Annotated in this window: 10 protein-coding genes; 9 read left to right on the plus strand and 1 reads right to left on the minus strand. The window is 64.9% G+C overall.

Annotated features, from left to right (window positions below; genetic code table 11):
• The 8 genes from VL752_RS02300 to VL752_RS02335 all read left to right on the plus strand — a co-directional run.
• Window positions 1-1,999: hypothetical protein (locus tag VL752_RS02300; protein ID WP_325352119.1), on the plus strand; the 1,999-nt coding region annotated here is incomplete at its 5' end.
• A 100-nt stretch (window positions 2,000-2,099) separates the two neighbouring features.
• The gene (locus VL752_RS02305) at window positions 2,100-2,810 is read left to right on the plus strand and encodes a hypothetical protein (RefSeq protein WP_325352120.1); all 711 of its coding nucleotides are present in this window, start codon (window positions 2,100-2,102) and stop codon (window positions 2,808-2,810) included.
• A gap of 55 nt (window positions 2,811-2,865) precedes the next feature.
• On the plus strand, window positions 2,866-3,588 hold the full coding sequence (locus tag VL752_RS02310) for a hypothetical protein (protein WP_325352121.1): 723 nt from the start codon (window positions 2,866-2,868) through the stop codon (window positions 3,586-3,588).
• 11 nt (window positions 3,589-3,599) lie between these two features.
• Window positions 3,600-4,325 carry a hypothetical protein gene (locus tag VL752_RS02315; protein WP_325352122.1) on the plus strand — a complete coding sequence of 242 codons (726 nt, stop codon included), beginning with the start codon at window positions 3,600-3,602 and terminating at the stop codon, window positions 4,323-4,325.
• A gap of 751 nt (window positions 4,326-5,076) precedes the next feature.
• Window positions 5,077-5,790, plus strand: coding sequence for a helix-turn-helix transcriptional regulator (locus VL752_RS02320; protein WP_325352123.1), 714 nt, complete (start codon window positions 5,077-5,079; stop codon window positions 5,788-5,790).
• A 339-nt stretch (window positions 5,791-6,129) separates the two neighbouring features.
• Entirely contained in the window at window positions 6,130-6,879 is a 750-nt protein-coding gene (locus tag VL752_RS02325; RefSeq protein ID WP_325352124.1) for a response regulator transcription factor, read from the plus strand.
• Window positions 6,880-7,265: 386 nt separating this feature from the next.
• A complete protein-coding gene (locus tag VL752_RS02330; RefSeq protein ID WP_325352125.1) occupies window positions 7,266-7,868 on the plus strand; it encodes a hypothetical protein in 603 nt (200 codons plus the stop codon).
• The gene (locus tag VL752_RS02335) at window positions 7,852-8,988 is read left to right on the plus strand and encodes a glycosyltransferase family 4 protein (protein ID WP_325352126.1); all 1,137 of its coding nucleotides are present in this window, start codon (window positions 7,852-7,854) and stop codon (window positions 8,986-8,988) included. The genes VL752_RS02330 and VL752_RS02335 overlap by 17 nt, the downstream gene beginning before the upstream one ends.
• An 11-nt stretch (window positions 8,989-8,999) precedes the next feature.
• Here VL752_RS02335 and VL752_RS02340 read toward each other — a convergent pair whose 3' ends face one another.
• The gene (locus VL752_RS02340; protein ID WP_325352127.1) at window positions 9,000-9,890 is read right to left on the minus strand and encodes a glycosyltransferase family 2 protein; all 891 of its coding nucleotides are present in this window, start codon (window positions 9,888-9,890) and stop codon (window positions 9,000-9,002) included.
• Between the two features lie 231 nt (window positions 9,891-10,121).
• Between VL752_RS02340 and VL752_RS02345 the strand changes: the two genes are divergently transcribed.
• Window positions 10,122-12,392 (plus strand): GumC family protein, encoded by a 2,271-nt coding sequence (locus VL752_RS02345; protein WP_325352128.1) that lies wholly within the window; start codon window positions 10,122-10,124, stop codon window positions 12,390-12,392.
• The last annotated feature ends 4 nt before the right edge of the window (window positions 12,393-12,396 follow it).

Consider the following 12,396-nt stretch of genomic DNA (forward strand, 5'->3'; position numbering starts at 1 on the left):
GCTCGATCTGATGCTGGCGCCAGCCTCGGCCGCACAGGCATTCACGCAGGCGCGCGATGCCTACGTCGCCATGGCCGATGGCCGCGCGAATATCGCCACACTCTATGCGACCAGGGAGATCGACTGGCTGTTTCCGCCCCAAGCCCCCTTCACGGGCAATGCCACGCAATGGCAGGCGGCGCGGGACGCCTTCGAGCAGCAGATGCGCGCGGCGCTGGCCACCGCCTATACGACCGATACCATCGTCCAATACGATGTCTCCTGGACGAGCCAGCTTCCCGCCGGCATCGGCGATCTCTACGAACTGTTCGGCACCGTGGTGCCGACCGACGGCACCGCGCTCGACCGTGGCTTTACCCTCTCCTCGCCGCATGTCGCGATCCCGCCGAGCGGCCCCGGGCTGCTCACCTTCCTCTTCGGCGTCAACGACATCCGCGATACCGCCGCGCTGTCGCTCGATCTCAGTTTCAACGCGACCCATATCCAGCATTTCCTGGCCCCCGCGAGCGAGACGCCGCCGGGCGAGGCGCGGCCCTCGATCTGGCTGCAGCTGGTCAATCCCTATGCCAAGCTGCCGCATCTCGGCCCGGACGGCCAAGCGACCGAGATTCCCCTGGTCTTCCGGCAATTCCCGACGCCGCCCACCTTGGTGCGGCAAGAGGCGCTGCCCGGCTCTGGCAGCGGCGTCAGCGAGAGCGACAATCCGCTCATCGCCGCCGCCGCCTGGCATCTGAACTATGTCTATCAGGTGCCGCTGACGCCGCATGACCAGATCGTCACCGCGGTCACCTACAATACCGATCTGACGGTCAGCGGCGCCGCGCAAACCCGCGCGGCGGCGCTGCGCACGGGCGCGCCGGTCACATACAGCCTCTTCGAGGCGCTCGCCCGCTTCAGCGCCACCTATCCCGTCATCCAGCCGGTGCTGACCGACCGCGCCAGTCCCAACTGGGCGGCGGCAGCGGCGGTCTTCGCCCGGCTGGTGACCGACGTCGTCACCAATACCACCTGGACGCCGCCCGGCATCTCCGCGCGCGCGTCCGGCGGCCTCACCAGGATCACGGATGTCTATACCGTCACCGATGTTGCGGACGCGGTGGGCGATGGCCGGCAGATCACCCTTGCCTGGGACGCCCAGGAATCGAGCTTCCCGGGCGCCGCGCTTTCGGTCGAGGCGCTCGACCCGCAGCTCGTGCCCTATCCCAATCAGGTGCCGGGGCGCACGGCCAGTGCCATCACCGACCGGTATACGCCGGTACCCCCGCTGGCGGATGACTGGATCGTGCATGCGGTGGAGGTCGCCGCCCTCAATGTCCTCGCCGCCGAAAACGCGCTCGCCGCCGTACAGGTGGAGCGCAACCTGATCGAAATGACGGATGCCGGCGGCACCAGCTGGTATGTGCAGGGCGACTACGTCTACATGACGCCGATCATCAGCGCGACCCAGCCGGTGACGCCTTTTATTGATAATGCAACTCCGATCGACGTGGCGGCGCTGCCCAATCAGGGAATCGGCACTGGCTGCCCTGCAGAGGGCCCGCCGGGTGTGACCAGTCTCTGTCAGAGACTCTATACCCTGATATATGATCTCATCGGCAACGGCGGCTGCCTCACTGATCTTCTTGCTGCCCATGCCAGGGCCAGCACGGCGGACTCAATCTCGCGCCGCGTCAAGATGGCCTGCAGTTTCCAGTATCCGGTGGCGTCCGCCGGCGGCATCACCTCCGCCAATCCGGTGCAGCCCCTGATGCCGGTGACCCTCGCGCGCTCTTTCCTGATCGACGGCAGCAACCCAGCCCAGCTCTCCGATCTCTCGAGCCGTTACGCAGCTCAGGTCGCCGCCTGGGCCGAGACCAACAAGGTCGCCTTCGGCAGTGACGGACTGGCGGGTGCCCAGTTCGTTTTCGACGTGACGCTCTATGCCGAACTCAGTGGGCTCAACACGCCGCTGCTCCGCCTGCGCCGCCTGCAGCTCAAAACGGCGGATGTCGCACCATGACAGGTCAGACGAACCGGCCGTGGCGTATTGCGGGCGAACGGAGACCGGCGGACCGCGCCAACAACCATCGACAACGCCTCATTGAACAGGAAAGACAGAGATGACCAAACACGCATTCACACTCATCGACAAGTCGGACAATGCAGTCAATGCGAGCTGGAACGGCGCGCCCACGACCTTGCTGACCAATCAGAACACGGTCATGCCGCAAACCCCGAACGGCACGATGGTCCTGACCCTGCTCAACCAGACCAGCGGCAACAACCAAGGCCAAATCTCGCTTACCTCGGGCGGGGCCATCCCCGAATTCATCACCGTGGATGCGCACGCCAATCAGCCGACGGCGAGAACCAGCAACTGGCACGCCAACAATCTCAGTCTCACCAATATCAGCGCGAACAACGACACGCCCATCCTCGTGCAGGCGGTGGGCCCCGGCATCACGGGCATCACGCCTCTCGCGCTCACCATCGGCACGCCGCTCATGCTCAGCTACGGCCAAGTCGCCCAGGGCAATTCCTCGCCGCAATGGGTGCAGCTTGTGGTTCAGGTGACGGGGCCGACGCTCGGCATCGTCGCCCTGATCGGCGGGCCGCCGGATGCCACGGGCAACAATGGCTATCTCATCGCGGTCAACGCCGCGGCCAATACCGGCCCGGGCAGCAACCCGCCCCCGCCGCCCGGCTACTACGCGACGACGACCTCGAATACCTACACCTTCCCCTTCAACTGGGGCAGCAGCCTCGTCTTCGTCGCCAATATGTCGCCGAGCACGGCGCAATCGGTCTCGGTTCTCCTGCGCGCCCTGTGACACGACACGGCGGCCGGGCGGTTGTCCGTCCGGCCCCGTCTTTCGGGAGATTGCCATGTCCAGCCTACGACCGTCGCGCCCGGCCTTCGCCATCATCGGCCGCAATACGGTCGCTTCCGGCTGGAACGGCAGCGGCCTCGTACTTGCGGTCAATGCCAATGCCGTCATGCCGCAGACCGCGAACGGCACAATGATCCTCGGCTGGGTCAACCAGGCGTCCCAGAACAATGCCGGCCAGCTCGCGCTCACCTCGGGCGGCAGCCGGCCTCAGTTTCTCGAAGCCCCCGCCCTTGCTGCCCAGCCGGGCATGCTGATGGCCAACTGGCATGCAAACAATCTTAGCCTGACCAACGTCAGCCCCCAGCAGGCGACACCGATCTGGATCTCGGCCTTCGGCCCCGGGGTGCCGGGCCAGAGCTCGCTTGCCTTGAAGGCGGACGGCACTTCGATTGCCCTGGCAACCGGGCAGAGCGCGGCCGGCAAGGCACTGCCGCAATGGATGCAGCTCATCCTGCAGAGCAATACGCCGACACTGTGCATCTTCGGCATCGTCGGCGGCCCGGTGGACGCGGGCGGGAACAACGGCTACGGCATCGCGGTCAATGCCAGCGCCAATACCGGCCCAGGCACGGGCACCTCCCCGCCTCCCGGCTATTACGCGACCACCACGGGAAACGCCTACACCCTTCCCTTCAACTGGGGCAGCAGCCTGGTCTATGCCGTGAACATGTCGCCCGCCACCGCCTCCGGCGCGCGGGTGCTCATGCGGCCGCTCTAGAGCGCGCGCACTTGCCGCTCAGCGCGCCGCCGCAGACCCTGCCCTATGCGATCATCGATCAGCGATCGGTAGCCCCGGATTGGGACGGCGCGCGGCTGGTCCTGTCGCCCGATCAGAATGCCAATATGCCGCAGACCGTGAACGGCACCATGGTCTTCACCTATGAGAACATGAGCGCCAAGAACAATCAGGGCGCGATCTCGCTCACCTCCGGTGGCGGCTCGCCCAACTTCTACACGGTGGCGGCCGGCGCCAATCAGCCGTCCTTTCTCATGGACAACTGGAAGGCGAACAATCTCAGCATCACCAATATCAGCCCCAATACCGAAACACCGATTGCGATTCAGGCGATCGGCCCTGGCCTGCCGGGCATAACACCGCTTCCTATCGCCGTCGGGCCGCCGGGGCGGACCCTCGCTCCAGGGCAGACCGGCCAGTCTGTCGCCGCGCCGCAATGGATGCAGCTCGTTTTGCAATGCAACGCCGCCACCACCGCGGTCGTCGCCCTGATCGGCGGCCCGCCGGACGCGCAGGGCCAGAATGGCCATGTTTTTGCGGTCAACTATCCGACCGACAGCGGCCCCGGAACCGGAGTAGCGCCGCCGGCCGGCTACTATGCGACGACAACCGCCAACACCTACACGTTCCAATTCAACTGGGGCGGCAGCGCACTCTTCCTCGCCAACCTCTCCTCCACCAATGCCTATGCCGTGACGATCATCCTGCGGCCGCTCTAGGGCCCGATCGGCTGAGATCGACCCGCGCGGGCAGTTCACCTGAACGGTAAACCAACCTCTTATCAATGGCTTAGGCTGGCTTCGCGGATCCGACAGACGCCGGATCGCTTCGATGGCCCGCGGTCACTCTCTGGTCGCTTCCAGCCGCGCCTCCTGCTCTCGTTTTTGTAATGTCTCGGCATCTCAGCCGATCCGGCGCCCGCGTCACGAAGGCGGAGAGCCTCCCCCGCGGCGGATAGCTGGACGACACAACTTTGACGTCAAGATCCGGTTCCACTTCTGCCGCATTTCCAAGCCATAGCATTGTCCGTCACGACACCATCACGTTTGCGTGCAAACGACCGGACGGCGCGAGCGGGAGGTAAAGCGAACCGGCCGTCGGTACTACGCCTTTTGGCGGAGGCGTCAGGCCAAAAGTGGGAACACAAAACAAAAACTAAGGCTTTTTGCGCTCATCCCACTAAAAATACGGGCGCAATGCCCATTTCTAGCCGCCAACATAATGAAATCCATGCCATCCGCATCCATCTCAGCCGGTGCCGCGTAAGGCTTTGGGCCCAATTTTTGCCCTCGCCAGCCAATCCTCCCGCCAAAAGGAACCCCGTTTGAGGCTTTCACCCATCACCCAGGCACGACATGAGAGTGGCAGTTCCGACGACGCATGCTCTCGAGTTTGCGAAACAACAATAGCGCGGATCACCGCCAGACTTGGTTTTAAGGATTTCGACCGTTGAACAGGGATGCCGAGAGCGTGGATTTGTTCGGGGGTCGGGCCATTGGCCTCGACAGTCCAAACCTCGCCTTCGCCCCCGATGCCGCTCCGCTTTCGATGGTCTGGCTCGATCCTGCGCGGTTGAGCCGGGAATGCCTCGTCGGCGCCGTGCTCGCGGCCCAGCCGCAGTTCACCATTCACGGGTTCGAATCGCTCGAAGAATGCCTCCGCGCCAACGAAGACTCACCTGACCTTGTGGTGTGCTACTCGCATGCCGAAGAGAATGTCGACATCAAGCTCGTCGAAGCGGTTCATGCGACCTATCCGGGCGCGCGTGTCGTCGTGCTTTCGGATGCGGTCACGCTGGCGCCGGCCGTCGTGCGCGACATTCTCTCCCTGGGGGTCGCGGGCTTCATTCTGACCCGGCGGACCGGCCTGCAGATGATGGTTTCGGCCATCAGCCTGGTTTATTCGGGCGGCACGTTCGTGCCGCGCGATTTTCTCTTTATGGATGGCCAGCCCGCCGTGGCCGCCGCACCGCCCAAGGCGGCGGACGGCCGGCTCACGCAGCGCGAGCACGCGGTGCTGGATCTCATCCGCCTGGGCAAGCCCAACAAAGTGGTCGCCGACGAACTCGGCATGAGTGCGAGCACGGTGAAAGTCCATGTGCGCAACATCATGCAGAAGATGGGCGTGGCCAATCGAACCCAGGTCGCGCTTAGGGCGGACGAGTTTCCGCGCCCCGATCAGTAGATTTGATATCAATAATTCGTGTCTTTTTCTTCGGGCGTTATTTGCAACGATCCGCGGAAAGCCTGCCCATGCGACAGCAGGGCGCCCATCACCGATTGCGCCTCACTTGCCACGCAACGCTCGCTTCACCGTCGCGTGACAACAAAAGGCTTAGTCTCATTCTCTGAAAAGGATGAGTGGGCTACCTCTTCTACCCGTATGGCCGATGGATGAAATTCTACTGGTGACTTTGCTGCGGACGCACATAAGTTGCGCCACATCAATTTCACCCGAAGGTGACAAATGGATCAATCGATGCCTCATTTTGACCGAACGTACCCCGATATCGGATCTTTGGAGGTGGATGGTACGCAGACCAATGCTGCCGACAATCCGAGCAATGCTACGAAAGCGGATGGCGGTCCTAATCTTTCGCATGACGCGCAGGGCCCGGTCACACGGATCGCCTGGATCGATGCCTACGCGCTGTCGCGCGACTGCATCATGAAAGTGCTGTCGGAATCGGAACCGAAGCTCACGGTTCATCCCTTTGCCTCGGTCACCCAATTCCTCGCGAGCGAGGTCGGGGAGGTCGACGCCATCGTGCTCCATGCGCATGGTTCCTACGAAACCTGCTTGCAGGAAACCGCGATGCTGCGTGCCGCCATCGTGCGGACGCCCGTGGTCATCCTCTCCGATCTCGAAGAGCATTGTCAGATCGACACCATCCGCAACACCCTGCGGGCCGGCGCGAGTGGCTTCATCTCGACCCGCAGCATGGGCCTCGGTATGACGCTCTCTGCGATCCGCTTCGTACAGTCCGGGGGCACCTTCGCGCCGCTCGATCTCTTGCTTTCAAGCCCGGCACCGGCCGAGCGGCAGAGCGACGATGCGCCATACAAGCTTACCGCGCGGCAGCGCGACGTTCTCGCCCAGCTGCAGCAAGGCAAGGCGAACAAAATCATCGCCCATGAACTCGGCATGAGCGAGAGCACCGCCAAGGTCCATATCCGCAACATCATGCGCAAGATGGGTGCGACCAACCGGACCCAGGCAGCCTTCAATGCGCTGAAGCACTATCCCGGCGGCGAAGCGCGCTCCAGCCTCTAGCGCGTCCCGGGCGGCAGCCAGGCCGCCCAGCCCGCCTATGCCGGTTGCCGGGCTCCACACTCCCCGGCATCACCCAGGTGGAGAATCCCGGCCCTCATACTCAGGCCTTTGCCTTAGCCCCGGGCGTGACGCGCGCGGCAAACCCTCCCATCCGGGCAGGCTTCCGTCCACCCATCCACTATAGTGATGAGGATGGCGACGATTGTCTACCGAACCCCATTCTTCTACTCCATGAGGAGAGCGAGACCGATTCGAGATTGGTGATCAAACAATGATACATGCCTTTCCTGCCTGCAGTCCCCACGGACCTTGCGCCCGGCCGGATCCTGAAGCCTCGCCCGAGATCAGCCGATGAGGCCGGATCACCGCCTGGCGGATATTGCCGCATGCGCCTGCCTGCAGGCCATGTAATGGGCCGCTCCATCCGCATCGCCTGGGTCGATCCTTGTCAGCTGACACGGGAATGCATGACGACGGCCCTCTCGCAAGGGATATCGCCGCTTCGCCTCACTCCCTACGAGAACGCGGCCGCCTTCATTGTCTCCGCAATGAACGATGGTGTCGATCTCATCGTCCTGACCGCGCATGACCATGGCCGACATCTGCCGGAGGATATCATCACGCTTCGCGCCGCGGCGTTCCACCAGCCGATCGTCCTCGTCAGTCCGAACGAGGCGGCGGACCAGATGGCCGCGGTCGCAGCGTCGCTCCGCCTCGGCGCAAGCGGCCATCTGCCACTCCAGTCGACTGGCATTGAGATGGCGATCTCCTCCTTCGTCTTCGCCCATGAAGGCGGCACCTTCGCGCCGCTCCAGCTGCTCCTCGCCGGGCAGGTTCCGCCACGGCGGGCGGCGCCCCCCCGCCGCGGCGCGCGGCCGGAGGGGGTCGACGGGAAGCCCGGGCGCAGAAGCCAGCGGCTGCGGAAATCGGCGAGGCGCCTTGCCGCCGCGCCGCTCATTGAAGGCAGCACGCATGACGAGCCTGCTTAAACGCTATCTCCAGGATGGCTATCTCGCCGGCTGCTCGGCCTGGACCCGGCGCATGCTGGGCGGTCGCTCCGGGCCCCGGCGCTTCGACCGCGTCGCCATCGTCGCTGCCTTCGGCAAGAGGAACGGCATCACTCAAGGCGCCGTCCTGCAATGGCAGGCGTTGCGCCGCGCCGGCGTCGCGGCGGAGATGATCGACGCGACGGCCGCCTTGCGCAATCCTTTCCATCGCGTGCCGCATGATCCAGCGACCGCCTATATCTTTCACTCCGGCGGCCCGCAGACGGCAAGCCTGATCGGCGCCGTTCTGCCCGCCGCACGCGATGCCTGGCGCATCGGCTACTGGGCCTGGGAACTGCCGGACCCGCCGCCCGACTGGAATGGTTGTGACGGCAACCTGAACGAAATCTGGACGCCCAGCCGCTTTTCCCGGGATAGCCTGATGCGGGCGATGCGGCTGCCCATCGAGGTCGTGCCTCATCTCCTGCCGGCCGCCCCCCGCCGCAGCCGCATGCCGGGCGCGCCCTTCACCGTGCTCACCATGGCGGACAGCCGGTCCAGCCTCTCGCGCAAGAATCCGGAAGGTGCCGTCCGCGCCTTCCAGGCCGCGTTCGGCACCGGCCCGGCGGCGCGGCTTCTGCTCAAGATTGGGGCGAGTGACGCCGATCTGCAGGCACTGAACGCGCGGCTCGGCGGCGCGCTTGATGCCCCCAATATCGAACTCATCCGGGAGTTCATGAGCGACGAGGCGCTCGCGGCGCTTTACGGCCGCGCGGATGTGCTGCTGTCGCTTCATCGTGCCGAAGGCTTCGGCCTGCCGATGCTGGAAGCGCTCGCCCGCGGCATCCCAACCGTCGCCACCAGCTGGTCCGGCAACATGGATTTCACGACGGCTGAAAACAGCCTGCTTGTGCCCTATGATGTCGTGCCCGTGGCCGATGCTGGCGCGGTCTATCACGGCAGTCATTGGGCCGAGCCCGATACGGCAGCGGCAGCGGCGGCACTCGGCCGCCTCGCAGGCGACCCTGACTTGTATGCGCAACTATCCGAAGCCGCCTATCGCGGCTGCAATGAGCAGCCCTTTGCCTTCCCCCTCGAGCGCATGCACGCCCGAGCGGCGTAAAGCCGGCCGCCTCAGAGGTCCAGCACGCGCTCCGGCGTCAGGCGATGGCGCAGGAGATCGCGGAAGGCAAGCAAATTGCCGCGCAGCCGTCCGCGCCGATCGACATAGGGTTCCGGTCGCGGCGCATGCAGCATGTTCATCACAAGATTGCGGCCGATATGTTCGAGCGCACGCCCGAGCGGATAGCCTGCTCCCTTGCCAGCGAGATAGAGCGGATTGGCAACCTGCGAGTAGCCAAGGCGCAGGCCCGAATTGCGGCCGAGCTTGACGCCCAAATGCGCTCCCACCGCCGCCTCCACTTTCACGACCTGGCCGTGCCGGGCGAGGCGCCGTGAAAGATCTACGTCTTCCTGCCAGCCATAAAGCGGAAGGCGCTCGTCGAAGGTGATGCCGTGCTGGCGCATCGGGGCAAGGCGCACCGCCATGTTGCAGCCATAGCCGGAAAAAACCGGGGTGATCTGCCGCGCCCTACTACCCGCGCCCCGACCATAAGCGGTGCGGATCGCCTGCTCGGCCGCTGGCACCGTCAGGCCGGGCCCGCCGATCCCATCTGCCGCGACATGGCCGGTGGCGACCACGATCGCGGGAGTCTTCATCATGGCCTGCTCGATCTCGGCGAGATAGTCGGTTGCCATGACAAAGTCGTCGTCGAGGAAGAGCATCACGTCTGCGTCCGGCGCTGCTGCGATCAGGGCGTTGCGCTGCCGCGGCAGGCCCGGCTGTTGCGCCAGGAAGATGCTGACTCCGGGCAGGCCTTCCAGCCCCGCGACATCGGCGGGCTTGCTGCCGCAAACTAAAATCCCGTCCGGCCGCCGCGTCTGGCCTTCAATTCCAATCAAGATCTCGCGAAGCACAGCCGCGCGGCCGACTGTCGGAATGCCAATCACGATGTTGAGCGCCACCGGAAACTCCAAGTCTGCTGGATTGAGCAAGGAAAACGGCGGATCACTCGGTTCCGCTTTCATGTCGATCTGGCTAGGCCGCCGTTACGGTCAAGTCGATCTGGCCAAATGGGGTACGAAACCGGCCAAAAGCTGTCCACAGGAATGATCAAGAATTCTCGCAACCTGATGCTATTCTATTGGCTGACATCGAAGACCAGGATCGATGCCGCAGCAGGATGAATTTCGTTGATGCACGATGAAGAATTCCACCGCCCTTCCATCGCCCTGACCGCGCGTGGCCACGCCGCGCTGCCGGGCCCCGCAGTTGATCCGAGTTTCGGCATCGAGCCCATCGCCGTGCCCTTCGGACGCTTGATGTCCATCCTGCGTCGCCGCCTCTGGATCATCCTTCTGGCACTCGCCGTCGTTGTCGGCGGTGCGTTCTACGTCGTCGATAGGATGCCCAAGCTTTACACCTCTCAGGCGTCGCTCATCATCGAGCCGCAGCGCACCCAGGTCAGCGACCTGCAGGCGATCTCGAACGACGCCGAGGATATCGCGAGCCTCATGCGCACGCAGATCGATATCCTGAGTTCGCCGTCGCTCGCACTCGGCGTCGTCCGGGCGCTCAATCTTACCCATGATCCCGATTTCGTGCTGCATGGCGGCGGCCTCAGCGCGGAGGCCAAGACATTCCTCGCCGATCATCACATCATCCCGCCGCCGGACAATCAGCCGCTGAGCCAGAGCAACAAGGAGATCATTGCCTCTGCCATCCTCGGCCGCAAGATCAGCTTCTCGAACGAACCGCATTCCCGCCTTCTCGGCATTGCCGTGACAACGCGCGACCCCGTGCTCAGTGCCCGTATCGCGAATGAGTTCGCGAAGCAGTTCCTCGCCTTCAAGGTGCAGGAGAAATACGCGGCGATGCAGCGCGCCCATGACTGGCTTCAGGGCCAGGTCGCCTCGCTCGCCGGCGAAGTGCGGCAGAAGGACGATGCTGTCGAGGCCTATCGCGTGGCGCATGGCTTGGCGGAATCCACCCCCACTTCGGACAATGGTAACGGGCCACAGCCGCAGACGATCAACCGTCAGCAGCTCGACGCGACAAGCGCCGAACTCGTCCAGGTGTCGCGCGATCTGACCGAGAAGGAAGGCGCACTGGCCCAGGCCGAGGCGGCGGAGCGCGGCCATGTCTCGCCCTCCGACCTGCCCTCCGTTCTCTCGTCTCCGGTGATCGCACAGCTGGTTCAGGATTCGGCCGCGGCCTCCGCGCACGCAGCCGAGCTCAGCGCCTCCCTCGGGCCTGCCAATCCGGAACTGCGTGCGGCCCAGGCCCGCGCCAATCTGCTCGAAGCCCGGACACACACGGAAATGGGCGCGGTCGCCCGCAGCCTCGCGGTGCAGGTCAAGGCGGCGCAGAATCAGAAAGCGGCGCTGCAACAGCAACTCGATCAACTGCGCGGCGCGGTGGGCACCGAGAACGCCGCCGAAATCGGCCTCAATACGCTCGAATCCCAGGCGCGCGCGACGCGCAACCTCTATGAGAGCTTCCTGACGCGCGCGGCACAGCTCGCCAATGTCGCCGGCATCCAGGAGCCGGATGCCTCGCTGGTGTCGAGCGCCGAGCCACCGCTCGGCCCCTCCTCGCCCAAGCGCATGCGCATCCTGGTGGTGGCGGCGCTCCTGGCGACCGCCGTCGGCGTCGGCATCGCGATCCTGCTCGAGCGTCTGCGCGGCGGCTTCAGCCGACCGGAGGAGATCGAGGCCATGATGGGCGTGCCGCTCATCGGCATGCTGCCCGCGGTCAATCGTCGCCGCCTGCTGGGCGGGGGAGAGCGTCGCGCCGAAGCGGCGATGAGCGCGGCGCTGGACCGTATTCGCGGCCAGATGCACGTGTTGGGCGACGAGCGGCCGAAGACGCTGATGGTCACCTCCTCCCTGCCTAAGGAAGGAAAGTCCATCCTCGCCGCGCGGCTGGCTCGCAACATGGCGGCCGCCGGCTGGCGCGTGCTCCTGCTGGAATGCGATTTCTGCTGCCCCTCCCTTGCCGGCTATTTCGGCCTGCCGGACGGTCCCGGTCTTTGCGAAATTCTCTCGGCGGCCACACTCGGCGACAGCCGGAAACTCATCCGCCATCCCATGGCCCAGCTGGACGTCATCCTCGCCGGCCGGGTGCGCTCGGACAGCCAGGAGATGCTGGCCTCGCCGCGCATGCTGGCGCTGCTTGCCGATGCGCGCTCACGCTACGACGTCGTCATCATGGACACGCCGCCCGTCCTGCCGGTCGCCGATGCGCTCATCCTCGGCCAGCATGTCGATGCCGCGCTCGCCGTGGTGCAGTGGGAGAAGACGCCGCGCGACGCGGTCATGAATTCCATCCGCCTGATGCAGGACAGCCGCACGCCGCTCATCGGCATCGTCATGACGCAGGTCGACCAGAAGAAGGCCGCCAAGGCCGGGGGGCGCATTTCCTATGCCTTCCGGCACTATGAAGGCTACCACCCGTCGCGCGCCTGACGCC

It is taken from the genome of Acidisoma sp. (genome assembly GCF_035492295.1).
Taxonomy (GTDB): domain Bacteria; phylum Pseudomonadota; class Alphaproteobacteria; order Acetobacterales; family Acetobacteraceae; genus Acidisoma.

Bases quoted from the DNA above. Each gene is read 5' to 3' on its own strand.
- VL752_RS02305 (WP_325352120.1), top strand. From the start codon at position 2,100: ATGACCAAACACGCATTCACACTCATCGACAAGTCGGACAATGCAGTC.
- VL752_RS02310 (WP_325352121.1), top strand. From the start codon at position 2,866: ATGTCCAGCCTACGACCGTCGCGCCCGGCCTTCGCCATCATCGGCCGC.
- VL752_RS02330 (WP_325352125.1), top strand. From the start codon at position 7,266: ATGCGCCTGCCTGCAGGCCATGTAATGGGCCGCTCCATCCGCATCGCC.
- VL752_RS02335 (WP_325352126.1), top strand. From the start codon at position 7,852: ATGACGAGCCTGCTTAAACGCTATCTCCAGGATGGCTATCTCGCCGGC.
- VL752_RS02345 (WP_325352128.1), top strand. From the start codon at position 10,122: ATGCACGATGAAGAATTCCACCGCCCTTCCATCGCCCTGACCGCGCGT.